20 protein-coding genes are annotated in these 25,677 nt (G+C 53.7%); 8 read left to right on the top strand and 12 right to left on the bottom strand.

All coding sequences use genetic code 11. The features are described 5' to 3' along the window. The first annotated feature begins 6 nt into the window (after window positions 1-6). Window positions 7-1,455, top strand: coding sequence for an esterase/lipase family protein (locus Q31a_RS07735; protein WP_145076315.1), 1,449 nt, complete (start codon window positions 7-9; stop codon window positions 1,453-1,455). A gap of 403 nt (window positions 1,456-1,858) precedes the next feature. Continuing rightward, window positions 1,859-3,244, top strand: a complete 1,386-nt coding sequence (locus tag Q31a_RS07730) for an HD-GYP domain-containing protein (RefSeq protein ID WP_197356403.1) — start codon at window positions 1,859-1,861, stop codon at window positions 3,242-3,244. 76 nt (window positions 3,245-3,320) lie between these two features. Here Q31a_RS07730 and Q31a_RS07725 read toward each other — a convergent pair whose 3' ends face one another. The 10 genes from Q31a_RS07725 to Q31a_RS07680 all read right to left on the bottom strand — a co-directional run bounded on the left by Q31a_RS07725 (window position 3,321) and on the right by Q31a_RS07680 (window position 13,723). Further along, window positions 3,321-4,397: a vWA domain-containing protein gene (locus Q31a_RS07725; protein ID WP_197356402.1), complete on the bottom strand. Its 1,077-nt coding sequence runs from the start codon at window positions 4,395-4,397 to the stop codon at window positions 3,321-3,323. A gap of 274 nt (window positions 4,398-4,671) precedes the next feature. Beyond that, window positions 4,672-5,604 carry an HPP family protein gene (locus Q31a_RS07720; protein ID WP_145076309.1) on the bottom strand — a complete coding sequence of 311 codons (933 nt, stop codon included), beginning with the start codon at window positions 5,602-5,604 and terminating at the stop codon, window positions 4,672-4,674. 774 nt (window positions 5,605-6,378) lie between these two features. Beyond that, entirely contained in the window at window positions 6,379-7,221 is an 843-nt protein-coding gene (locus Q31a_RS07715) for a DUF547 domain-containing protein (protein ID WP_145076307.1), read from the bottom strand. Between the two features lie 38 nt (window positions 7,222-7,259). Beyond that, window positions 7,260-7,916, bottom strand: a complete 657-nt coding sequence (locus tag Q31a_RS07710; RefSeq protein WP_145076305.1) for a thioredoxin family protein — start codon at window positions 7,914-7,916, stop codon at window positions 7,260-7,262. Window positions 7,917-8,765: 849 nt separating this feature from the next. Then, window positions 8,766-9,416 carry a low molecular weight phosphatase family protein gene (locus tag Q31a_RS07705; RefSeq protein WP_145076303.1) on the bottom strand — a complete coding sequence of 217 codons (651 nt, stop codon included), beginning with the start codon at window positions 9,414-9,416 and terminating at the stop codon, window positions 8,766-8,768. 213 nt (window positions 9,417-9,629) lie between these two features. Next, the gene (locus tag Q31a_RS30020; RefSeq protein WP_197356401.1) at window positions 9,630-9,779 is read right to left on the bottom strand and encodes a hypothetical protein; all 150 of its coding nucleotides are present in this window, start codon (window positions 9,777-9,779) and stop codon (window positions 9,630-9,632) included. A gap of 132 nt (window positions 9,780-9,911) precedes the next feature. Beyond that, a complete protein-coding gene (locus Q31a_RS07695) occupies window positions 9,912-10,166 on the bottom strand; it encodes a thioredoxin family protein (RefSeq protein WP_145076301.1) in 255 nt (84 codons plus the stop codon). 12 nt (window positions 10,167-10,178) lie between these two features. Beyond that, on the bottom strand, window positions 10,179-11,960 hold the full coding sequence (arsA, locus tag Q31a_RS07690; protein ID WP_145076299.1) for an arsenical pump-driving ATPase: 1,782 nt from the start codon (window positions 11,958-11,960) through the stop codon (window positions 10,179-10,181). Window positions 11,961-12,019: 59 nt separating this feature from the next. After that, complete coding sequence (arsD, locus tag Q31a_RS30745) at window positions 12,020-13,282, bottom strand: arsenite efflux transporter metallochaperone ArsD (protein ID WP_231691113.1); 1,263 nt, start codon at window positions 13,280-13,282, stop codon at window positions 12,020-12,022. A gap of 105 nt (window positions 13,283-13,387) precedes the next feature. Next, window positions 13,388-13,723, bottom strand: a complete 336-nt coding sequence (locus Q31a_RS07680; RefSeq protein WP_145076297.1) for an ArsR/SmtB family transcription factor — start codon at window positions 13,721-13,723, stop codon at window positions 13,388-13,390. Between the two features lie 422 nt (window positions 13,724-14,145). Between Q31a_RS07680 and Q31a_RS30010 the strand changes: the two genes are divergently transcribed. Both Q31a_RS30010 and Q31a_RS07675 read left to right on the top strand, forming a co-directional pair. Then, complete coding sequence (locus Q31a_RS30010) at window positions 14,146-14,304, top strand: hypothetical protein (RefSeq protein WP_197356400.1); 159 nt, start codon at window positions 14,146-14,148, stop codon at window positions 14,302-14,304. A gap of 142 nt (window positions 14,305-14,446) precedes the next feature. After that, a complete protein-coding gene (locus Q31a_RS07675) occupies window positions 14,447-14,821 on the top strand; it encodes a hypothetical protein (RefSeq protein WP_145076295.1) in 375 nt (124 codons plus the stop codon). 446 nt (window positions 14,822-15,267) lie between these two features. Here Q31a_RS07675 and Q31a_RS07670 read toward each other — a convergent pair whose 3' ends face one another. Next, window positions 15,268-15,465 (bottom strand): hypothetical protein, encoded by a 198-nt coding sequence (locus Q31a_RS07670; RefSeq protein WP_145076293.1) that lies wholly within the window; start codon window positions 15,463-15,465, stop codon window positions 15,268-15,270. A 173-nt stretch (window positions 15,466-15,638) separates the two neighbouring features. Here Q31a_RS07670 and Q31a_RS07665 point away from each other — a divergent pair, with 173 nt between their 5' ends. From Q31a_RS07665 to Q31a_RS07650, 4 genes are all read left to right on the top strand, one after another. After that, window positions 15,639-16,679, top strand: a complete 1,041-nt coding sequence (locus Q31a_RS07665) for a DUF3179 domain-containing protein (RefSeq protein ID WP_145076291.1) — start codon at window positions 15,639-15,641, stop codon at window positions 16,677-16,679. A 316-nt stretch (window positions 16,680-16,995) separates the two neighbouring features. Then, window positions 16,996-17,475 (top strand): hypothetical protein, encoded by a 480-nt coding sequence (locus Q31a_RS30740; protein WP_231691112.1) that lies wholly within the window; start codon window positions 16,996-16,998, stop codon window positions 17,473-17,475. A gap of 5 nt (window positions 17,476-17,480) precedes the next feature. Continuing rightward, window positions 17,481-20,228 carry a DUF1592 domain-containing protein gene (locus tag Q31a_RS07655; protein WP_145076289.1) on the top strand — a complete coding sequence of 916 codons (2,748 nt, stop codon included), beginning with the start codon at window positions 17,481-17,483 and terminating at the stop codon, window positions 20,226-20,228. Between the two features lie 34 nt (window positions 20,229-20,262). Next, a complete protein-coding gene (locus Q31a_RS07650; protein WP_145076286.1) occupies window positions 20,263-21,654 on the top strand; it encodes a DUF1552 domain-containing protein in 1,392 nt (463 codons plus the stop codon). A 1,343-nt stretch (window positions 21,655-22,997) separates the two neighbouring features. On the opposite strand, the gene Q31a_RS07645 is transcribed toward Q31a_RS07650, so the two are convergent. Beyond that, window positions 22,998-25,427: a S1 family peptidase gene (locus tag Q31a_RS07645; protein WP_145076284.1), complete on the bottom strand. Its 2,430-nt coding sequence runs from the start codon at window positions 25,425-25,427 to the stop codon at window positions 22,998-23,000. Window positions 25,428-25,677: the final 250 nt, after the last annotated feature.

Genomic DNA, 25,677 nt, shown 5'->3' with positions numbered 1-25,677 from the left:
GATTCGATGTTTTCTCTACCCAACCATGACGCGATGCAAATGCGTATTGGGCTGACTGTTTTATCAATTATCCTTGCATCTGAGCATTGTCTTGCCCAGAGTTCCCCCAGCGGCAGGTTAGCTCGATCTCCAGAGGTCGAACAGAACCCGGTCATTGTGATCCACGGGATACTGGGGTCGAAGCTCGTCGATGAAGACTCCGAACAAGTTGTCTGGGGTACTCTGCGACGATTTCAGTTTTGGACACGCAGGTCTCCGTCAACCAGCATGGCTCATCCCATGGAGTTCGGCGTACCACTGAATCTCCTGCGGGACAACGTGCGGAGCGCGGGCACTCTTGCGCACCTGGACCTCAAGGTTGCGGGGCTGCCGATTGAAGTTGAAGCCTATGGTGGGCTGATGCAAGCTCTTGGGATTGCCGGTTATCGAGATTCGAAACAGCCCAGCGTTTTGGATACGGAGCAGTCCGAACACTTCACATGCTTCCAATTTGATTACGATTGGCGGCGAGACATCAGCGAAAATGCGGCGCTACTCGACGATTTCATTTCCGAGAAGGACGACTACGTCGCTCGCGAATATGCCGTTCGTTTCGGAATCGCGCAGCCCTCTATCAAATTCGATATTGTCGCTCATTCCATGGGCGGCCTGTTGGCTCACTACTATTTGCGCTACGGTCGACAACAACTTCCCAACGACGGATCGCTCCCCGTCCTGGACTGGAATGGCTGCAGAAAGGTGGAGAAAGCGGTTTTCGTTGGCACTCCGAATACCGGCTCCGTTTTAGCGCTACGAGATCTGGTTAACGGCTATCAACCTTCAATACTCGTACCGTTCCAATCACCCGTAGTTCTTGGAACCATGCCTAGCGTATACCAACTGTTGCCTGGTGACAGTCAGAGTACGCTGGTGGATGCAGCTGGACAGCACGTTAATCGCAACCTTTTTGACCCGGCCACTTGGGAAGCTTACCAATGGGGGATCGTCGCGGATGAAGCCGAGCGTTCGCTACAGCAATTGTTGCCACAAGTTGCCGATGCGGCAGAACGCCGTGCCCTAGCCAGAGACCACTTGGCCAAGTGTCTTTACCGCGCGGCGCAGTTTCGCCACTCACTGGAGATTCCAGGGCAACTACCGGCGACAACAGAATTGCATCTCTTCGTCGGAGACCAGGAGAAAACACCCTCGATTGTGCAGATGGTTCCCAGGAAATGTACGCTAAAAGTTATCGCGTATGAAGCTGGAGACGACACCACGACACTTCGCAGCGCATTGGCCGCCCGCAGCCTTCCTGCTGACCAGCAACACATATCGTCGGCTAGATGCGCTATTCCCTGGACGACGGTGACCCGAGTCAACGCATCCCATCGGGAATTGCCGCTTGCTCCCCAGTTCATCTCGGCCCTGATAAGAATCTTAAGAGTAGCTCCAAATTCGAATATCGCCAGAGAATGAAACGCAGAAGCCACAGAGCTCTGGCCCCACAGCGGTAGTAAACGTAGTGTTTCCACTCGGTTAGCCGCACCAAAGATCAAACGCAGCAATTCTCGCAGAGCATCTCTTCAACGACTGGCTCGCCCTCAGCTCCAGGGCCAAGAGGCGTTTCGAGGTCGTTGCCGTGGGCGAATGGGAATAGTGAACCGCTGAGCCCCAACTCTCGTGAATTCCAGTTATCAGTTGGCCAAACCTTCAACTCATTGACCTGCCTACACGATGCAATCCAATGAATCGTTACAGTCGATTGCACACGTTTTACCATCGCGGTTAAAGGCGCAGGCTATTCGGACCTGAGCATCGCGTGCGGCTTATGCTTCCCAGACTTGCAAAGTGGAGTGGACCAACCGGAGCGGGAACCGTAATGAATCTAGTCATTCGCCGAAAATCTTGGCTCATCATCCTGCTAGTCGGCTTCCAGCTAGCAGTATCGCTTGTAGGGGTCAGCCTGTTTGCGAATTGGGGACTTCTCCAAGTGACGAGAATTGTCCGCGTTCAAGTCATGAAGGACAACGAGCAAATCGCTGCCCAGATGGCACGCTTAATTCTGCAGTTACAGCCTAAAGCTCCCAGTAAAGGGCACCAAAACTGGGAAAGGGTGCAAACGTTAGTTGAGAGTATCTCGCTCCCTAACGACGGCTTTCTCTGCATTATTGAAAGTGATTCTGGACGACTTCTCTGTCACCCAGACTTGCGAACAGTACCTGACATGATGTCGCCCGCGATGATTCCTTTAAATCAATCGAAGGGCCAAGTTTCCCCCATCATGAAAGCGGAGGGTATGGGGTGGGCCACGATGCCGGATGGCAACCACTTAATCGCAGTACATGACATACCTAGCATGGGGATTCGAGTACTGGCGCATCAACGCGAGGCGGGGCTACTCCATGCGGCGAGCAGTATTATATGGCCAATCCAAGTGGGCGGATCAGTCGTTGCCGGTTTACTAAGTTTGGTGGTCTTGGTTGGTGGTATCTGGATTGTCTCAGGATACGAAAATCGCCTGGCACTTATAAACGCGGATCTCGCCAATCTCGTTAAGGCTCGTACAAAGTCTCTCATGACTACCCGCAACGCAGTAATTTTTGGGCTGGCAAAACTTGCAGAGTCAAGAGACACGGACACCGGGGAGCACTTGGAACGGATTCGCGTATTCTCGATGCTGCTAGCCCGAGAATTGCAAAAGACTCATCGCGACATTACAAAGGACTACATTGAAACGCTTGGACTGGCGTCTTCGCTGCATGACATCGGCAAAGTAGGTATACCGGACAAGGTGCTCTTGAAACCGGGCAAGTTCGATGCTGAAGAACGCGCAATCATGGAGACGCACGCCCAACTCGGCGCAGAATGTTTACACGCCATCGAAACACAACTTGGTGAAGACGATTTTCTCTCAATGGCACACGAGATTGCACTTTGGCATCATGAGAAGTTTGACGGAACTGGCTATCCGATGCAAATTGCTGGAGAATTGATACCGCTGAGTGCTCGAATAGTAGCTGTCGCAGATGTCTATGACGCCCTGATCAGCCCACGAGTGTACAAGCGGCCAATGTCGCATGAGCAAGCAGCCTCCATTATCCACAAGGGCTCGGGCCAGCACTTTGATCCAGAGATCGTTGCGGCTTTTCGATCTGTCGAAAAAACGTTCATGCAGATCACGCAAGCGTTTCATACCTCTCTTAATGTCAAGCTTCCGCCGCCCACAAAGGACTCCTCCACGACTAGAGATTGCGCATGCGTCTAGATGCAAGCCAAGCGTGAACAGGATCCGATAGAATCTCTTTCTGAAAAATGCCGTTGTGGGCGAATTGCTGTACGAATCACTGGAGTCGTAGCAGTCGCATTGCTTCGGCTCGATTGGCCGCACCAAATACCAAGAGCAGCAATTCTTGCAGAGCATTTCGTGGGTCGATCAACACGACGGATTCTCCTCCACCGACGTGGGCAATGCTCCCAAACTCGGGGAATGTTGATGCAGCACGTACTGACAGCGTGCTAACGCGAGCCTTGGTTAGTAAATGGAACTGGTGAGCCATGAATAGGGAGTGGGGCAGATCTGCCCGACGTGGCGGCGCATCGCCGAGGATGATTACAACTTTGTGCGCATCATCGCGAAACTGGTAGCCGGAGATAGCTTGTTGTAGCCCCAGTCCCACCGCTTCCTCAACGTCGAAACCACCACCCACTGGTTCGACAAACGACAAGAATCGAAGAAGGGACGTAAGGTCGTTCGTCAATTCGGAGAATGCCACAGAAGGCGAGTCTCCTATGTCTTTGTAAGTCACAAAGGCTACACGTGTTTCCGGTAGAGCTTGCAACATGACGCGTCCCAGTTGCAAGATCTGAAGCTTCAGCGAGGTGATCTCGGCCCCCATGCTGCTTGTACTATCAAACACAATCACTAGGTCCAGGCCTTGGCGGAGTTCCTTCACCAACGCCCCAAACGGAGTCTGGTACAGCCCCATGCCTCCGCCAGCGTTTCCGGAGTCGCGTTCCGCTTGTCCGCTTCCCTGCCCCGTGCCATAAGTGAACAAACCAGGCATCCTCAATTGGTGGCTCACAACGCTCGAGTTCTCATAGGAATAGCTCCCCGTCGCTCCCCCCAAACTGTCCAGCATTTTCGCCAGGCTAAATTGCGGGTCGGCAATTTCAATGATCTCTCGTTGAAGTTCCAACTCAACAGGAGCTCGAGGGAGTAGTTTTACTGGCTGAAGTTCTTGGATGACGACCGCACGCAGCGCTATCGAATGCAGTTCCGGTTGACCGCCGCCAATCTGCCACAAACCAAGGAACGCCAACAGACAGAAGTGCAGTATGAAACTAAATCCCAAGGCGTTGTAGGAGCGGGTTGGAAACGGCTTGATGCCCCGCTTGGTCTCCGTTGCCATAGCTCGCATAGGTTGGCCTCCTTTACTGCGTCTATTGTGGCGAACACACGCGCATCTTTCTGTGTGCATGAGCACACACGGATGGTGCGTAAAGGATCCAAGCATTTGCTTGTGTCTGAGTAGCTTATTGGCGGGCTACTTGAAAATCCACAAGCAGACGGTCGATAGGCGATTTTGCGCACCACCGTCTGAGTTCTCGGCATTGGGGTTCTCGGCAATGGCTCCTCGTCCATCGAGCGCATCCCAGCGACGATCGACAAGGGGCGAGAGCTAAGTTGCTGGTTCAATTACGCAAATGACGGAACCGAGCGAAAGTTGGCTTCAACGCCTCTGTAGCGAAGAAGAACGCAACCAGTACGGAGCATCCTAGGCCAACAGCAACTGGGTAGTTCCAGCCGGGCGCGTTCATGACTTGCGGGATCAAGCCTACTGCCAAAGCAGGAGGAACGTGTTGATCGATGAGCCTTAGAATTGCGATGCCTATCGAAACGGTCAATATCGTGGAGACCATACCTACGCCAAACACTTCAACTGCCAATACGCCGATCAATGCAGTTGCCGTACAAACAATCGGCAGTCTCCAAGGTGTCTTCGCCCACGGACATCTAGATGTATAAGCAAACATTTCGAAGGCGATAACGACGAGTGGCGGAAATAGAATCATCCTTTGACCTGCGCCGTTAACCGCGACGAGCAAAATCACGATAAGCAAGAGCAATTTGAATGCCCACTCATAACCGAGTAGTGGCAGGTTTCGATTGCTATCCGTCGCCTCCACCCGCTCGATCGGCACGCCAAGTCGACTCCAGGACCGCCACTGCACACTTAAGAGCGCTAGTATCGATGTCCCTAATAGAATCGCGAACGGGTACATCCAACTGTCCACTGCCATCACCACCGGCAGGACACCGGCAGAGATGGCTGGAGCCACTGGTGAGCGAAGAACGATTACAATGCCCAGCGAACATCCGATTGCCAACAGCATTGAAACGTACCCGTATGGCAACGCAATAGCACAAGCTACGCCAGCTAGGCCGGCGATGGCTGGTGTGATGGCTAGATACCATGGAGATCGAGCCCACTTACCCCCTGGATTTGTGAAAATCTCATACGCTAGCGCCGCGAGTTCTGGAAAGAAGATCAAGGGTACCCCTGTGACGGTCGCCAATGCTGAAATCAATGCGAGGAAAAGGACCGTGAGGGTTTGGGGCAGCATAGATATCACGTTGAGTAACTCTGTCGAACTATTTTCGGTTGCATTCGCGATGTAGCACGCAGAGGCATCTCTGCGCCCCTTCGCCGAGGGTCCATTCCTGGACAAAAATCCCTACGTGTAATCCGGCGCAGCGGGTTGGCAGTAGCAGCCGTATTGGGCGTCCACAACTCCACCCCCAAACCTCTGCAGTCCCTAGACTGTCATAGTATTGATCGCGGAAGTTGTTGTTGTGGAACTCGCACATGCTCAATAGTCGACCGTTTGCTGCTGCAATACAGAAGACACAGTTTTTCAACTGTTCCTGCCCGAGTGGTGTACATGTTCTGCCTGCCCCATGAAATGATTAGCCACTATTGTCAACCGCTTTCCCCCTGTTTCGCCCCTGATCGACCTCCAGCAGAGCCTCACGCTCGCCCCAAGTCGCCCACGTTCGGGTACTCAGCAATTCGATCCATTCATGGACCGGACGCTAGGTAACCTCGCCGTCGGTTAGCTGCAAAATCCCGCCGGGTCCAAGATAGTCACGCAGGGCGAATAGCTGCCGTTTAGCTTCGCCCATCGAAGCCGGTTTGGTACGATTCGGACCTGTCCCCAAATAGCAGGCGGTACAGGAAAAATCCCAGCGAGGCAAAATCCCGACCATCGCTCCGCATCCTAACTCTTGCCTACCAATCAACTGATTTTCAGTTCTCAAGTTCGCCGGTAAACCATTCCAGCTATCATTGAGCATCTGCCTTCGCGCTTGAGCATAAGACTCGCCGGACCGCATCGCCATCATCTAGCCCCGCGATTACTCAATGAGTTCAGAGTCCAATCGTATTCCAGCCAATCTATCCCTAGGTTTTTCCCACTATCCATTTCTCTCTTGAGAGGCACCGAGCATGTGGCGACGAACTTAAGCACCGAACCCGCACTTTGTTCAAAATCGTTTCCGTACCAGCTGTAGAGCTGCGTAAGCTTCACCGCTGAAGCACTGGGTTCCAACTGAAACCAGGTTTGGTGCTGGTGCATATACTGAGTCTGAGACTGCAATTGCTCTTCGAGTTGCGATCCGACATAGGCTTCCCTCCTAAGTGGTGGACAACCGATTGCAGCACAGACCAGCGCGAAATGCACCCGAGGCTCCTTGAACTTGGGGCGGATCTGTTCATGTTCGATTTGCGAGAGACTCAACAACTTACCGCCCAGCTTCCATCTTGCATCGTCCCAACGTTGGGCAGTTGGAATATCTTGAATGCTATCCACTGGATAGTGTTCGAGAATCAATTCCAAGGTGAAGGCGTTGTAACCGTTGATCAGCAAAGCCAGTTTTTCATTGCGTCCCAGATCATCGAACGGTGCATCGGCCAGTGTTTCGATATATGTCTGTAGTTCCCCTTGGCGGTCCTTTAGACTCTCGTAATCTACCCAGCCAGCGTCGTCTACGAATTCGCTCAACAACCGATCAAGGACAGAATGATCGAATGTCAAGTCGCTTTCCAATGGGCCATAGGCCTCGACAGAATCTACCGTCGGCGGACCATATAGTTTGATGGCGATTGTGCGCCGATTGGATACGACGGCCCAAAGAAGTCCAGCCACAAGCAATCCGGCAGTTATCAAAATTTTCGTCGACATCGTCGCCACCCCGTTGGAAAAATCCGCTCAGAAGTTTGTTACTCTGAGGCGATTAGAGCAGCGATTTCATCTGAATCGGCCACGCCTAAATGCGTTGCCTGCAGCTTTCCGTCTCGGAATACTAGGAGTGCTGGAATTCCAGTAATCTCAAACTGTCTGGCAAGTCTCGGACTCTCGTCCACATTTACCTTGACAACTGTCGAATGCTCAAGCGACGGGACGAGCTCTTCGAGGATTGCGCCTTGAATCTTGCATGGCCCGCACCAATCAGCATAGAAGTCAACCAGCACTGTACCGGCCTCTGCATGAATGTGTTCCTCAAAGGTATCGTCGTCCGCGAGCTTGATTAGACCGCTTTCGCGTCCCGTAACCGTGATTTCCCCTGGAACAACCGCTCCCGTCGGGTGTAACAGATCGCTCGGTTCAGAGGCACAAGCCGAGCAGGCCGGTGCCTCACCGTTGAACTCGAATCCCTGCCCTGTTTTCGAGCAGGCTGTAGCGCACGTCAAACAGTCTCCTCCAGTGCCGGAGTCTACCGAGCAAGCCAAGTGGTCCGCACAACTCGAGCAAGACTCAGATTCGCATCCCTCACACGCTTGGCTATGAGCAACACCCTTCGACTGTTTTAGGACTGCCCCGGCAGAAAACAGGCCGGCCAACACGCCCCCTAATATCAACAACTTGAACGTAGACATGGCGCATACTTTCTTCGTGAAAACTGTGGGGAATCGAAATCTCTAGCAGGTTTAGCCGTGGCAATCAGCAGCCGACAACAGAATGTCGCTTTGAGCCCAAAGTCCTTACAAGCCAGGAGTAAGATTTCACCGATTCCAATCCACTCAGCCGCCAAGAAGCAGGCCATTCAGCACCGGCAGGAATTCAAACCGTACGAAAATCTTGTCGAAAAACGCGGACCCAGCGTATGGAGTCCCCAGCAGCGGCCCCCGGGAATCCACCCACGCGGACCAAGATTGCAAGTAATAGACCAATGCAGATCCGCTCACCAAAATCCAGACGCGATTACGCACCACAGCCAACATGGGCAGCATCTAGATCCGGTACCAAGCGTTCAGTGTGAGGCTTAACATTCAGAACCAGGCGATACTAAAAGGCTTGCCTCGACATGCAACCCACCCGCTTTTCCTGAACTTGGCTCGTTAGAATTCTGTGGGACTCGCGTCTTGCTACCTGACAAACGAGCCCAAACGACCAGGGTGGCTGCCCCCCCAGCAAATTGAGGTAAGCCCGTTCGCTGACCACCTTGAGAGCTGACTTGGCGGAAGCGTCGTCCAGACCGAGATTTGTCCGACAATCGCCTCCCGCAATCGATTCGGCATGAGCGCAAGCACAAGCTGGCTGACCGGCGGGTAGAGCGCAATCGGCTCTGCGAAGTAAATTCAACGAATGCTTGACGCCAGACCTTCAGAACGGCCCTCGAATACAACCAACTTGTCGAGCGAAGTGTCGCCAGTGCCGCTGACATCAGCCTGCAGCACTTGCTGTGGACGATAGAGAAACAGACATTGGGTCCCATCGTCGGTCGTCTATGCGAGGGACATCATGTAAAGCATTTCGCTACAGATTTGAGCGGAGCGCTCGTCGTATCGCTGGGCTTCCAACTCAGTATCGTCGGCTACTTTCGGGTCTTCATATCGGATCGGCATGCGAAGATCGCAGCCCATTACAACCGGACAAGCGTCATCGGCCTGCGAACAAGTCATCACCGCGCAATATCCTTTACTTGGATTCGGCGGGTCGCTATACGCCTTCGAGAAACAAACTTGCGGTGTGGATGAATCCGAGGTGGTGACGCTGTAGCGCGGATTGGTCGCGGTCGGATCATCCGCCACGATCTTGAGTCCACAGCGCTGCATGGCGGCGACAGCCCGCGGGTTGAAGGCCGTTGCTTCAGTGCCGCCAGAGAACGTCTCAACACCCTCCAATCCATAGTATTCGGCAGCTACCTGCGCCCAGATCTGGGACAGATGGCTACGTCGTGAATTGTGTGTGCAGATAAAGGTCAGCTTAGCTGGTTCGGACTTCGAAAGGCGTTCTCGCACGTAGTCTGCAACTTTGGCGAGCTCCCCCTTGCGATCGTTAGGGATCACCTCGAAACGAGTTATTGCTTCCGTCAAGTAACGCTTTAACTCGGGGTAAAAGGTAGTCGAATTACCTTCAGTTTGCTTCGATGTCATTAAACGTATTCCTTAATATAGGGTTATTGGAAGCCACAAAGGCAGCGGCTTCTCATCTTCTTCGAAGAATGCCATTCAGCTTGGTACCAGGGTTAACGGTGCTAAACACGGTGCCATATTTCTTCACTTTCTTGTGCAGTAGCTCCTGGCGGTCGCCGCCCTCTGCATGGTGATCGGAATGCTCATGGGTAAGTTCGCACCAACGGTCCCCCATTACGCTACTTTAAATTCAGACCAGGCTTGATTGATGAAGGCCATGCAATCTGCTTGATCGCTGGTGTGGTTCCAGACTTCTTTAGGCTTCTTCCATCGGACAGCCTTGCCATCTTGCACTTCGACTAAGACGAAAGTCGATGTGAACACCTTAAACGGATCGACAAACGCTGCGTTATCATCAGCGGTGTAGTCTGCGATTTTCCAGGCAAGTTGGCCAGCTTCGATCTCGATTGGTTAAAGCTTCATGCAAAACGCGTTCAATCTTGCGGGTTTTCAGGATCACTCCTCCACTTCTTGCGACTGTTCAATAAGCTGTCTAATTTCAGACGGTGATGGTAGCGTTCCCACAGTAACGACTTTGCCGTCGATCGCCAGAGCGGGTAGCGCTGACGGGTTGAACTCGTGGACTTGCAGCATGTCGTCGAGCTTCTCGACCACATCGCCAGCCTGTCGCTCGTTTGCAGCCACCTGTGCATTCTTGAGTAGGTAGCCGCATTTCGCGCAGCCCGTACCGAGCACTTGAACTTTGGCCATGCTCGTCTCTCCTTAGGATCCCGAAGCTGTTAGTCCGGAGTGAGTCAGCCGGCTCAGGGATTGAAGACCGGTGGGAGGTTCAAGCTGCCAAGGGATGATCGCCACACGGCTGGCCAGTACTTCTTTGACTTCGCGTAAGTACTTCTGTTCATGCGATTGACGCTGTTTCATCAGCGGATCAGTAATGGGTAAGGGACTGAGGACTTGATTGATAACCCATGCATAGGGCTCGATCTCGGCTCGTCGTAGATCCCGCTGTAAAGCGGCCGCTTCATGCACGGGAGTCGCTTCGGGAAGCGTCACGATCAACACGCGTGTAAAGTCGGGATCGCGCAACCGCGGAAGCAGGTTTTCTACGGCTTCTGGCATTTCGCTCGACTGACGTGTCACCTCGCGATGGTAGGCAAGTGCCGAATCGAGCAACAGGACCGTGTGCCCAGTGGGCGCTGTGTCAAGCACCACAAACTTGTTCGTTCCAGCGGCGACCGCATCAGCAAAAGCACGAAAGACGGCAATCTCTTCGGTGCAAGGCGATCGGAGATCCTCTTCCAACAGTGCTTTGCCTTGAGCGTCAAGGTTTGCGCCGGCTTTCCCGAGAACTTGCGCAGAATACTTGGCGGTCTCCGCTTCAGGATCGATGCGACTGACCGACAGGGTCGGCAAGCTTTCGTCGTTCATCGCAGCAGCGATATGTGCTGCTGGGTCGGTGGTGGATAGGTGCACTTCGTAACCACGCTGAGCGATTGCAACCGCGATGGCTGCCGCGACGGTGGTCTTGCCAACACCACCTTTACCCATGGCGAGAATGACGCCGTGCCCCGGCGCAACTAAGTCGTCGATCAGCTCCGAGAGCATCGGCAGGCCTTCAACCGGTTCGACTTCTCCAGCCTCCAGTTCTGCAATAGCAGTCGAGTCGACGTTGCCGAGGCGACGGAGCGACTCGATTCCGAGAATCCCACCGGGACTGAGCGGCACGATCGTCTGAGGAAATGCTTTCAGGCTGTCCGGAGTGCCGCTCAGCGCCACAGTGCCTCGCTCTTGCAAAGCAACGGCGTAGGGATCACTGGTATCCATTGCTTGGAACACACCGTTGACCACGAGGTGTTGATTGCGCACACCAAGCTCTGCCAGTTCCCCGCTGGTCCGCGCTGCTTCGCGCAGAGCACTTGCTTCGGCGCGGGCCACGAGTACGAGCGTTGTTACTGAGGCATCGCCCAATGCCTTTACGGACTCTTGATAAAGTTTCTGTTGAGCTTGCAAACCAGCTAATGGCCCCAGACAACTCGTACCTGTCGTATTCTGTTCCATAAAGCCATCCCAGGCCGATGGCAGTGTGAGCAATCGCAACGTGTGCCCCGTGGGCGCTGTATCGAAGATCACATGATCGAACTCAGCGGTCGCGGTTGGATCACCAAGCAACCGTGAGAATTCGTCAAAGGCCGCGATCTCCAGCGTGCAAGATCCCGAGAACTGTTCCTCCATGCTCTTGACGGCTGCTTCAGGCAACAAGCCGCGATAGGGGCCAACCATGCGTTCACGATACTCGGCCGCCGACTTCTCAGGATCGAGATTCATGGCGAACAGAGTCTGCATCGCTGGAATCGCCGTCGGATGGTTTCCGAGCGTGACGCCCAGCACTTCATCAAGGTTAGACGCGGGGTCAGTCGAGACAAGCAAGACCTTCTTACCAGCATCGGCAAGTTTCACAGCGGTCGCACATGCCACCGACGTTTTGCCAACGCCGCCTTTACCTGTGAAGAACAGATTACGTGTTGGATGGTCTAAAAACTTCATGATTCATGTTCCTTGAATTGGGCGTCAAACGTCAGCGAAATGTCAGCGTTGTTTTGCTCCTAGCAACAGCCGCTAGTGCCACAGCATCCGCCGCTTGGCTTGGCAACGGGCAGGAGTTGTTTCGCGGGTACACCGGCGACCCAGCCTGCGAGATCTTCACGTGAGGGGTAGACGGTTTGGCTGACGATTTCTCCATCAACAGCCACGACTGGCAAGCAATCGGTGCCAGCGGTGCTTAGCAGATGGTGAATCTCCTTGTTCTCGATGAAGGCTTGCGGCTGTTGAGCTAGGTTGTATCGCTCGACGTTGTGGCCTTGGTTCTTAAGCCAGTCGAGGTCCGCTGCAAACTTTGGCAAAACGGGATCAACGTCTGGGCCACAAACGCCGGTCGAGCAGCACATTGGTTTGTCATAGACTTGGACAGTCTTCATGGTTTTCTCCTTGGAAATCGGTTGAACATTTAAAACGGGAATCGTATTCACGGAGCCGGTCGATGCCTGCTTCAGCGCATGGACTCGTACGCTCGCGGCATAAGCGTTGGCGTCAAACGATTGCATGACCGACGCGAGACCGTCGTGCAAGGACTTTCCTTCCGAATCGCACGCACCACCGCAACATCCGCTATCACTGGCCATTGCATAAGCGTTTAAGTCCGCTCCGGTGTCAGTTACGACAACAGAGCCAAAACCAGCTTGCTCTAATAAGCTTCGGTATTCTTCGATGAGAACTGCACCAGAGATGCACCCCACATAGGCCTCAACACTTTGCTTGACTTCACTTGGCAGCTCTTGCTTGAGTGCGATATCGCTTAGGGCAACACGGCCCGCAGGCTTGAGCACTCGCAAGATCTCGCGAAATACAGCCAGTTTGTCGGACACTAGATTGATCACGCAGTTGCTGATCACGCAGTCAACAGAGTTGTCAGGTAGCGGCAATTTGTCGATGGTGCTTTGATGGAACTCGACATTCGTCAGACCAAGCTTCTGTTGACCGGCACGAGCTCGCTCGAGCATCTCGGTGGTCATGTCGATACCGATAACGCGCCCCGCTGAGCCCACACTTCGAGCGGCCAGAAACACATCCATGCCTCCGCCGCACCCGAGATCCACAACCACTTCGCCCTCACGAATACCGGCTAGCGCCAACGGGTTGCCGCAGGACAATCCCATGTTGGCTTCAGCAGGCAACTGATTCAGTTCGTCCTGTGAATAGCCAAAGGCAGACGCGATGGACCTGACCGCAGTTGACTCGTTGGAAAGAGCGCCTTTGGCGACGCCGGCGTATTGGTCTCGCACATCATCGATCATCATTCGCTTGCTCATTGTGTACTCCTTTGCACGCCATCGCTCATCGGCGAAGAACGATAGCTTGAGGGAAATTTTTTTATTGGAACCTAAATTGCACCAGGGAGTGCTTAACTGATTGGCTTACAAGTCCGCGATTAGCTGCTTCAATTTGGCCATCGCCTCTTCGTTGATGCAGTAGCAAACGCGGGGGCCGTCGATTTCACCTTGCACCAACCCCGTCTCCTTGAGGATCTTCAAATGTTGGGAAACCGTCGATTGAGCCAGTGGCATTTCTTCCACGATCTCACCGCAGACGCACGAGGTGCGGTTGAGCAGCAAACGCACGATCCGCACTCGCGCCGGATGAGCCAAGGCCCAAGTCAACTTGGCCATGTCCTCAGCCCAAGCGACATCTGGAAGCGCCAGCTTCTCACTGGGGGAGCAGCATTTCTGAGCTTCTGCCTTGGTTCGAACCATCGATCGATCGCCTTCAGGATTGCACTATTGATCGCCACTAAATTGTTTATCGTCGATTCACGATACGCTTCTCCACAATTTTTGTCAATGCCCGCATCTCGCGATTTTGCTTGAGTGCCCCTTGAGGTTACTGAAAAAATGGCCTTCGTTTCGCTATTCAATGGCAATGAGATAGCTTGGTCCACCTAACTGTCGCATGCACAGTCTGCCCGGCTTGCGAGGCTCAAGCAATTGCTGATGGACCGAGTAGCTGCCCTTTTGGCTTGCGGACGCTCGCCCGCGCAGCCCCCCCCTCTTTGCTTGGTGTGCGTCTGCCGAACCACTTGTGCCTGAGGGGAACGATTACTGCGAGACAGAGACAGAGACAGAGACAGAGACAGAGACAGAGACAGAGACAGAGACAGTGACAGTGACAGTGAACAGTGAGCAGCGAAGCCTGCTATCCGCCAGCCAGTAGCCGTTTCGGCATGCTGACAGGCAATAAAGCCAGGCTGCCGGGCGTGCTGGCAATCGATGGTAGCTTCGAAAATGGGGAAGCCATCGTCGGCAGTAAAATCAGTTCCTCTGTCCTGCAGGATTAATATTCCAGCTGTTGGGAACCGGCTGAATGTGTGAGTGCACACAGAATCAGACAAGACGCCTGTCGATAATTGGAATAATCATTTCGCAACCGATTACCAGGTGTATCAGTTGCCGTGCAGCCCTTACCCAATGGAGTGAAGTATGTTCAATCGTTTTCGAGCCGTTGCATTTGCTACGGTGCTTGTCGGTGTGTTGTCCACGAGCGAAGCATTTGCACAATCAGGAACACGCGGCGGATATTCCGCGCCCGCTCCATCGGTGGCTGCGCCGTCCTATGCCCCCAGTTACACTGCACCGACAGGCCAGGCCTACAGTGGAGTACAGGGAGTTGTTAGTCAGCCCTATGAAGCTCAAGGCGTGCCGTCTTACGGCGTTGGTGTGCCACGAATCGCTGCGTCGCCAACCTATGGGGCCCCCTGCGGTTCATCTGCGATTGCAGCCAAGCCCGCTTACACTACCTTTCGTCCAACCTACAGCTTCCCGCTGGTAAGACGATTCTTTGGCCTACCGTACTAATCGAATTTGAGGCCCAAACGCTGCTTCCCCTAAGTGTCGAAAGGCAGGGAAGCAGCGTATCTTTTGCTTGAGGAATTGGCGTACTTGAGACGCCTCGGGTGCGCATCGCTGAAATCTCCCGACTTGATCATTTCCAGTGTCTCATGCATTGCTGGGCGATGGCCCTCCTAAAGTCCCGTTGGAGGCAAGTCGCACGCGGCCCTGCGGATCACTTATGATCGTGGAAGGCCTGTTTACGCATTCGGCGTGTACGGCAAATGACGTCGGGCCACGCCATATGGAGCATCAATCCTGCCTGCCCAATCGATCGACGACGTCATTTGGTTGGCCAACACCTCAGTGCCCTCCCCCCCAAGGCAATCGTTACACAAAGCGGCACACGAATAAATCGCACGCAAACTCATGACTAAGGTACCCGCAGTGCACTCGCACCTTCAATACTGGTCTTACTTGGTTGCAGAGCCTGCCGGTGGGAGTGAATCCTCTCTGGTCGACGAGCCCGCATCGACTGCAGCGTCCTGATCTCCGACAGCCGTTTCGGAGGAAGGCGTAGTCGTCGATGGTTCGGTTGCCGGTTGATCACAACCGACCGTCAAGGACGTAACTGCAATCATTAGTCCGGTCATCCCCAATTTCTTTAGCATTTTCAAAGCTCCTGTTTTCAATTCGAGTCAGGTAATTGCATTAGCACAGCATTGATTGTACACCACTGTCGCCCGGTCACTCTGTGTGTACGCTCACAGATTTTTACTCGTCAACCAGATAGCCTTTGGGGAGAACCCACTCGAATCAACAGACCAAGCATTAGGAGTTGAGCATGGAGATCAAACGGAGCACCGGCCGTGAGAAGAGCTTACCGGCCCTAGTAATTCTCGCATCGCTGGTGTGCCTAGCATTTCTGCTGATTGGCTCCACTACAGAGCGAGAAAAGGGAAACGTGGGGCATGCACTGTCGACGTCACAGTTGCATCGGATACAGAATCGACAAGCACTCACCTTCGACTTGTCCCGCGCGACCATTCCGTTGAACGAAATTCATTCCGGCGGTCCCCCCAAAGACGGAATACCGGCTATCAGCAATCCGGCAACGATGCCCCGTGAACACGCGGATTTCCTGAAAGCGAATGAGCGAGTTATCGGAGTTGCCATCGAGGGACGAGCTCGGGCCTATCCCATTTCGATCCTCAACCAACACGAAATCGTAAACGATCGACTTGGCGACATTCCCATTGCGGTCACCTACTGCCCACTCTGCGATTCCGCCGTAGTTTTCGATCGACGGACGCCACTGGGTGAACGTGAGTTCGGCGTCTCTGGCTTGCTTTACAACAGCAATGTGCTGATGTACGACCGCGCCGACTCGGAGAGTCTCTGGTCGCAGATGAAAAGCGAGGGCGTTTCAGGGCCAGGCGCTGCCCAAAAGCTGACGGTGCTTCCCATGGAACTGACGTCGTGGGAAGCCTGGCAAGCTCGCCAGCCGCACACCGATGTGCTCTCGCCTGAAACGGGATACAACCGCAACTACAAGGCCAATCCCTACGCGGGCTACTTCCGCCAACCCAACCTGATGTTTCCAGCCAGGCCCCAGAGCAACGCGCTGCCGCTGAAGGAGCGAGTGCTGGGGATTTGGGACGCAACCAAGGCGTTTGCGATTCCAGTGTCAGTATTTGGTCGCCAGTCAACGCAACTGGAAAAAGAAATCAACGGCAAGAGGATCGTCATTGCGTTCGACAAGTCAGATCAAACGTTACGAATTGTATCGGCAGACGACGGACTTCAGTGGGTCAATGCGTTCTGGTTTGCTTGGTATGCGTTTCGACCGCAAACGGAAGTTGTTACACGCCAGAGCATTCCGTAATGCCTGAATCCAACTAGAAAATCGCCAACCGCACACATTTTTTGTGTCATTGCGATAACGCCCACAAACATCGCAAAGCAAAATGGTTCTTCGGAAATTTTAGTGGCAGGTCGAAAATTGATGGGCTTTTAGTTATTCTTTGGGAAGGAAAGATCTCAACGAACACTATAACGCGTTATTGGACCTTGATGATTCATGGCGGATGGAAAACGTCATACTTTGGGATCTCGCGACAAAGTATCATAGAAGTTCCCCCGGATTGGGTGGACGCTTCCAAACGTTTCCAAGATCGTCGACGCCAGCAAGGAGTTTTTCGGTGACCGCCAATTTCACCGTTCGCACGATTGCTACACTCTCATTGCTCATATGCTGCGCGCAGAGTCCACTCAGTATACCGATCTGTGCCGATGAATTGATTGATCGCCAAGTCGAGGCGGACGTTGACTCTTTCGCGTCATGCAACTGGCCGGCGGTGGTGCAGCACTACCATGAATGCCATTCGACGGCTCCAACAATCCATGGTGCTGGATTGCAAGCTGATGATCTTGACGCGATTCGATGGGCTGGAGACAGCGGCCCGCCCTTTGAACCCGGCAATTCTAAATACGGCCTGCTCAGTGAGTCGCTCGAGCACGATCCATTGAAAATGCAGGCGGACAAATCCACGACCTTAACGCCACGATTCTGCGCCTTCAGGGAATCGCCCACGAACGACTCAAGTACGTACTACGACGAAGGCCGAGCTTTTCGGCTAACGGACGTGGACTGTCGTGTCCTTGACTCCATTTTTGCCTGAATCCCATGAACTTCCAATTGACAACCGTCATGATCTTGCTCGCTAGCTGTATCGCTGGCGCGCAAACGCCGAGCGTTGCGATAGCCCAACAGCCCACAACGTCAGACGCACCAACGCTCGAAGAAGTGAAGACCGCAGGAGCGCTGCGGTCGAGCTACCGCAAACCAATTCCACAATCGCAGACGAATGCGGCACCTCAGGCGAATCTGAAGACGTTTCGTGCAGAGATCGAGCCGGCGCTACGCAAGGTCTGTTATGTGTGTCACGGATCCGCGATTGCCGAAGGCGAGTTTCGAGTCGACACGTTGGACCCCGATCTTCTCCACGGAGAAGATGTCGATTGGTGGGTTGAGGTGAGGAACGCGCTGAGCAACGGTGAAATGCCGCCACCGGACGCTGACATCGCCATGGCAGACGCGGATCGAGGTAAAGTCATTGACTGGCTTTCCAGCCAGATCCTTGTTGCCTCTCAGGTCAAACGCAGTGAAGGCCCGCATTCATCGTTCCGCCGCATGACGCGATATGAGTTCAACTATGCGCTGCAGGACCTTTTCGGTCTGTCCCAGGACTTCGGCAGTGACCTGCTTCCGGAAACGGTTTCTGAAGATGGCTTCCGGAACAGTTCGGAGATGCTGCAGATGACCTCCCTGCAATTTGCGACCTACCGGGATGCCGCGCGTGAGGCCTTGGAGTTCGCGACCGTCCGCGGGCAGCGGCCAGAGCCGGTCTGCTTCTCGATCACGATGGATAAAGCAGGGCCGTATTACGAAGATTGGGTTCACGAAAATATCAGGGAGCTCGAACGGGAGTTGGAGACTGGGCTGGATCCCGACGTCAATATCCAACTCCACCAAGATATCATCGGTGACTTCAAGAACGCTCGCGAGCGGATGGGGAGGACCAGCAGTCCGAGAAGTGGCGGCCGAGGTAGTGGCCGCTCGCGACGCGGTGCGACCTTCCTGAATCGCGAGACTGGAGAAGAGTGGAGCCGGAGTTTCCCGTATGGATTTTCTCTCTGGAAGCCGACCGACCTAAAGCCCGTTCCCCCCGAAACGCTACCCTTCGTGCTGGTGCTGCCGCATGGTGGAGGGCAACAAATCGATCTCGGAAACCACCTGCCGGACCGCGGAACGGTGAAGCTCCGGTTCCGGGCTAGTCGAGCGAGCGCGGAGGGCGACAGCTTTCCCAGCTTGCGTCTCTCTTTTGGTTATCGACCGAGCAACAATTCCAGCCGTGAATATGTCCTGAGCGAAGAGGATATCGCCATCACAGCGTCACCGGATGCGCCACAGTTTTATGAGTGGTTGATCCCCTTGGACGGTATTGAACGCAATCCGTATCTACGAAAAAGTCGGTTGGGCATGAGGCCGAACCCTTCGGAATATTTTTCCCTCAGCAACGTCCACCAGGGGTCGGAACAGACGGAGCAGGCTACGGTTCACATCGACTACATCGAAGTCACCGCCCCCTTTGTGGACGAGTGGCCACCGAGATCCCATCAGCGTGTCTTTCCAGAGCAAACGCAGTTTAGCGATGAGGAAAGCAATGCGCGTAAGGTCCTCGCGAGCTTCATGCCGAAGGCTTGGCGGCGGCCAGTGAGCGAGGAGGAATTGGCTGGAAGACTGGAGCTGTTTCAGAGGATTCGCCCAGCCTACGGTGACTTTCAGGAGGCGATGATCGAGGTGTTGGCAAGCGTGCTTTCCTCACCCCATTTCCTCTACCTGACTCAATCCAGCGAAGCTATCACGGATAGCGAACTGGCCTCTCGTCTCTCGTTTTTTCTGTGGAGCAGTCAGCCGGACGAAGAGTTGCTGGAATTGGCCGCCAGTGGCCGCATCGGTGATCCAGGGACTCTTGCTCATCAAGCGGAACGCATGCTGGCCGACCCGCGTGCGGAAAGGTTCACCCGGCAATTCCCCCATCAGTGGTTGGGCATGGAGTTGCTCGATTTTCTTCAGGTGGACCGAAGAGCCTATCCCGACTTTTCTGAGGAACTCAAGCAATCGATGCAGCGGGAGCCGATCGAGTTTTTTCGATATGTATTAAACGAGGACCGCTCGATCATAGATTTTCTCCACGCGGACTATGCGCTGTTAAACCAGAATCTGGCGGAACATTACGGGGTGGAGCAGGTGTTTGGAAATCACTTTCAGAAAGTCAGCCTAGCTCCTGAAACAAAACGCGGCGGTTTACTGGCTCAGGCGGGCTTACTGGCAATGAATTCCGATGGCAAGGATTCGCACCCGCTCAAACGTGGTATTTGGGTGCTCGAACGCCTCCTTCACGATCCGCCTCCGCCTCCGCCCCCGGCGGTGCCGGAGATCGATCTCACCGACCCCGAGATTCTCAAGATGACTTTGAAAGAGCGCATCGAAGATCATCGGAACAAGCCAGCCTGCGCTTCCTGCCACGCCAAGATCGATCCATGGGGCATTGCTTTTGAAAACTTCGATGCCGTCGGCGCCTGGCGCGATGATATAAACGGGAAACCGGTTGACTCTACCAGTTCTCTCTATAATCACAGTGAGCTGGCGGGAATGGAGGGGCTTAAACGCTATCTCCTCGAAAATCGGCAGGACCAATTTGCGCGCGCCATGGTCCATAAACTGGCCAGCTACGCCCTCGGCAGACCGCTCAGTTTTGCTGATCGCGCGGAAGTGGAACGCATTGCCGCAAGACTCCGACTGGAAGGCGACGGCTTGCGAACATTGATTAGGTTATTAGTAGAGAGCGACCTGTTTCGAACAACTTAACCCCAATGAAATCTAATTCAGCACGGGTACTAAAATGAACTTTTCCATATTAGATCGCCGAAGCTTCCTCCACGGAACCGGAGTCGCGCTAGCGCTGCCCTGGTTCGAATCCTTTGCCGCCGACCTGCCATCAGTCTCGACGCCACGGAAACGCCTAGCCTGCTTTTACGTTCCGGATGGCGTCCCTATGCCGCGACGGGAAGATCCAGCGTTCGAGGACTGGAGCTGGTTCCCGCACACCGATGGCGACGACTACCGCTTCACCAAATGTCTGGAGCCACTCGAAACTCTGCGCAAAGAAATCACGGTCTTCAGCGGACTTTCACACCCAGCCGTGCGGAATGTGCACGGGCATTCGAATGCCGACCAGTTTCTTACCGGTGCTGATACGGGAGGCAGAGGAGACTACGAAAACAGTATCTCGATGGATCAAGTATTCGCGGCTCAGATCGGGGGCCAGACGCGGCATGAGTCCCTCGTCATGAGCACCGATGGCGGAACCGGCTCACCCCGGGGCATTCAAACCATGTCGTTCAATCGTCAGGGACGCCCCATCCCTGCCGAGAACCGACCGAAGCGGGTTTTCGACCAGCTCTTCGTGACGAGCAGTCAGCAAGCGGCTCGCCAGCTGGCGGCAGAACTGTCCGCCCTCGACCCCCTTCTGGAAGATGCCCGCTCCCTAAAACGCAGGCTGTCCCAAAACGACCAGGAGACCCTTGAGCAGTATCTGCAGTCGGTTCGAGAAACCGAGCAGAAGCTGGAGAAGGCTAAGGAATGGCTCAACGTACCTCTCCCAACAGTCAATGCGGACCACCTCAATCTGGAGATCACGCCCGAAGATCCTCGGAATTATTTAAGGACGATGTTCGAACTCGTTTTTCTCGCCTTTCACGCCGACATGACGCGCACGGTGACCTATCAAATCGGGCGTGAAAATGGGGTTGGAATCAGCGATGGACTCGCGCGGGCGGTGGGCCACAATCTCACCCACATGCTCTCTCACTGGGTCAAGAAACCGGGCGGATGGGAGAACTTCGGTACCTACCACCGATTCCTCTGCGACGAGTTCGGGCGGTTCCTGACTCGCTTGAAATCGACTCCCGAACCCGGAGGCCATGGCAGCATGCTGGACAACACCTTGTGCCTCTATGGTTCGGCCTCCAGTGCATTTCATATGTCCCAAAACTACCCTCTCATCCTTGCGGGAGGCGAACGGATGGGAATCCGCCAGGGGCAGTACTTGCGATATGGCACAGTAGATCAAGAGGCCATTTCCGGATTTGCCTCCGATTCTGTTTGGAAGGCGGACATGAAACATGAAGAAGAACCGACGGGACGGCTGCTGCTGACGATGCTGCAGCAGTTAGGCGTCGAAATCAAGGAATTTGCAGGTTGCAGCCAAGTGCTTCCTGAAATGCTGGTTTAGTGCATCGTCAACACGAACAATTAAGGTTTAGCGAGCGTTTGGAAAAGGTGTTCGACACCAAAAGTGCAAAGCACCCGGCAGCATCCTATGCGATCCAGGAAACGGAAAGGAGTTGAGCTGGTCTGGTGGTTCCTTTTCAGGTGTGGATGATTATACAGTTGTCAGTTGTTATGCGTCCGTCTATGGCACGAGCCCAACAACATAGTAACCGTTCACAGTTGTCTGCAACTTAAGCTCCAACCTGAAGCAACGGTTGAAGCTGCCTGGTGGATGAGGAAGGTCGCGAACGACCGACTAAAGGCTTCGCAGCGGTGAGCTTGCTTAGTATTGCTCCGCGCTGTTGAGTTTGGCTGGGTGCGAGTCGGGTGCAGCAGAGAATGTTGTTGGCAGGAAAATAGCCAGAGCAATTCATCTTCCTGCCCCCATCTTCCTGTCAAAACGTCCGCCTGAATGCTTCGAAACTGTTCGCCGTTGTCAGCGACCGACACTCCAACCTGAAGCAATGGTGGAAATTGTAAGTGGATAAGGAAGGTCGTGAACGGTTACACAACATATTACTCGCCCGGTTCAGGAGTAGGCGAAGGTTACCCTACTTCAAACCCAGATGCGACATCTGGTTCTGAAACCGTAAATGTGCCGCCTAAGGGGCTTGGTCTACATCCTCTCCAAGGAGTCTACATGTGGTTTGAGTAGGGAGAGTGGAATTACAGCGGCGGATATTATCATTGGAACAGTTATGGAGCACTTTGTAGTTGGTATTGGATAACGAATCCCGGTGGGGAGTGTTTTTCTGCAGAGACTCAATTGTTGCCTCCAGAAGGATTCAAACCAATTGGGCATCTTTCTGTCGGCGATCTCATCTATTCTTCACCGCGCGACAAACTTGCCCAAGCTCGCGCAACAAACTAGATTCAGACATGGTGGTCTCCCCGTCGGGGGCAACCGACGTAAATTGAAAAGTGCAGAAGGCAATATATTGCCTTCTGGGAGACCACCTTCCAACTTTTAACAACGATTCGGACGCTTCCCTCGTTGACTTGCCAACGCTTTGCTCGAATTGGAAAAGATCATCCATCGAATTCGCAGTTACCAAGATCTTCCCGCCCCTTGCCACAGCCTTCAGGGAGGAGCACTGCGGTACCCCCGCACCAACCCAGTTGACACGGACTTTTCCACAAATCGTTTGCGAAATCGACAACTTCCCTTAACTTGCTCAACAGCGAGATCCCCAGCAGTTTCAACAACTGCAGAGGCGCCGCGGCGCTCCTTTTTTTCCGGCTAAGTGGACAGGAAAATAGATCGCCGTTCGGTCCGAGTGGACAGAGACCTCCCCCAGCTCTTCTTCATTTACGGACCTGCAAGACAAAGGTATGGAAAATCGATTGCCCCGAATCGTCGCTGAGTGACACAATGATCGTCTGTTTCTCTGGCGCAGATTCTAAATCTGTTTCCCAACGAATGAATCCATCTTTTGTTAGAGTCATTCCGTCGGGTCCGGATTCCAAACTGTAACGCACACCACCACGCTTGGACTTAACCTCCAGCTGATATTCCAAGACCTCGCCAGCGGAGATGAACTTGGGCGGAACAGAGTGTATGAACAAGTAGTCCAAACCAGAAGAGTCCAGAGTCGCGTCCAAGTCGAAACGGACAGCCTCTAGTTTATCCCTAGTTTCAACCAGAGTTAGAATTACCTCTGCACGCGGAATTAGAAAAACACGCTTGTCAATTGTCATTGGATCCCGGGACCAGATATCACCATCTACGAGATGCAACGGAATAGCAGGTAACATGACGAGAGGAGTTTTTTGATCTATGCGGCACAGGAAGACCCTCGGCTGTTTTGCTTCACCTTGACGGCTGCCTTCGGGAATTCCAATCGACAGGTAATAGTCGCCATGTACGGCTGGCACCGCTAGATTCGCTTGTCGTCTAATTGAGCTCGCCACTGCTTCAACTTGATTGGTGAATAAACCGTTGGCTGTGAAAAGCACAGTGCCGTTAGAATTGGGGACAACGTACCCCGCGCTATCGTGCTCGTAGTACTCAGTTACCTCGTTGCCATTGAAATGGAGGGCCTTGATTCCTGAAGGTGAAACACTTGTACGCCAGACTCCGAATACACTCCCATCGGCAGATGCCCTAACCTGTGTGCCACGATGCATATCCGCTCTATCGGGCGCCTTATCCAACTCGATTTGCTCCAGCGTTCTCAAATCAAAGAAGTCGACAGACGAAACCGAACTGCCGCGTGCCGACCCAATCAGGATGGGCCCACCGGAAGCCGCGCCCATACTAAATGTTGTCGCTTCGTATGGAATCGGAACTAGCTTCGTGAGTTCTCGCTCGAAGGTTTTTAGACTCCACCGAGTGATGGTGTTTTTCTCCGCCATCAAAGCCACAACATGTTCCGCACCAGCGGCAAAGAACACTTGCTGATCATCGACGGGAAAGTACGTGACAATCTTCAACTCTGAAACGTCGAATACCGCTAGTTTTTGCAGCGTTTCGAAGTGCATCACCAGAAATCGCCCGCCCCCGCCGACCACGATATCCTTAACGGGCCCCGGCAATGCAATAGTCTTGCCAGTATTGTTCATTTCTACTGGCTTTATCTCAGGTGCATCGATCGCCATGGCAACCGGTGTCTTTTTCGGGGGTGTTTCCAAAATTTCAAGGACCATTGGGCGGGTCCAGCTAATTCCCCCATCTCTGCGTAGCATCTTGATTTGATATACCAATGCAGCATTGGGCGCTGCAACTGTCACTCGCTGGGAGTTCTTCGAGCCCAACTTGAGCTGAGACTCGGCCATAGTGGGGCTCAATTGAGGCCACTCTATCAAGCGATTGGCTATCGCGTTTTCCAATTCGGATTCGACCCCTTGTTTGTCGACAGTCATTAACTTTACGGATTGGATGTTATCTTTGGGATCGATGGTTTGAAGTTGAATGCTCAATTGACACTGGTCTCGATTGATCTTGCGACCAGAAATGTCTATTTCAGAAACGTTTCCACGGAGGACAGACGTTAGAGTCTCGGTGGGAATAGCGAAGCCAATTTGGGTGCCTTTCACCTTGGCGGTTGCAACTCCGATGAGATGCCCTGCAGCATCAACCACTGGTCCTCCAGAGGATCCTGGATTGATGCTCCCGTCGATCTGAACCAGTTCGACGCGGTTTTCCGAATCCCTCCGAAAACTTGCGACATTGCCCTCGGCGACGGTAATTGCCGGATGATTCCCCTTCGTCGCTAAGGATTCTCCGTAGGGATAGCCCAAAATATAGACGGATAGCGTCTCTCTAATTTCTACGGGGAAGTCGATATCAACAGGCTCGGGGAGATCACGAGCAGACACCTTCAAGATCGCTAGATCCGACGTGACATCGACCGCAAGGACATCGGCAACCAAGACGCGTTCCTCAGTCGACCCTCCTCCAAATACAACGGACGTATGCTCCCAAAAGTTGTTGACGTTTGATGCAACGACATGAGCGTTGGTTGCTATCAGCGCAGAATCAGCTTCACGCTGCACTACGAAGCCTGTTCCGGTTGCATCGCCAACCTCGACCATTACCGTCGCGTTCTTGAGTCGAGTTAGCACATCCTCGGATAACCCATCAGCTGCACATGCAACCGATTTGCCGACTAGAACCAAGACTGGGACAACCAGCAGCCAGAAGGACAGTTGTGAGCGCAGCCCTTCAAGGACTGGAGCGGGGAAGCTCCTAGTTTGACACGCATTTTCTGGTACAAGAGAGGAGATATATCGCATTTCACAGGTTTTCCTGTTAGCTGGACGCGATCGACGGATAATCGACTCAGCGAGAAAAGAGACTGGAGCTCGGGGATATCATATCGGACATAAGCGACGTTTTCCACTTGCTAGGCCAGCTCGTAGCATTCCCCCAAAGCTCATTGAGCTGGCTGCTTAAGCACCCAGCAGCAATAGAGTGGCAGAATTCGGCGAAGAGGAGTGGGCGAGGCAAGCTGCTTGGGATGAATGTCAGAAGACAACGACATCC

Origin of the sequence: Aureliella helgolandensis (genome assembly GCF_007752135.1) — a bacterium.
Classification (GTDB): domain Bacteria; phylum Planctomycetota; class Planctomycetia; order Pirellulales; family Pirellulaceae; genus Aureliella; species Aureliella helgolandensis.
This window is presented reverse-complemented; position numbering and strand designations above follow the sequence as displayed.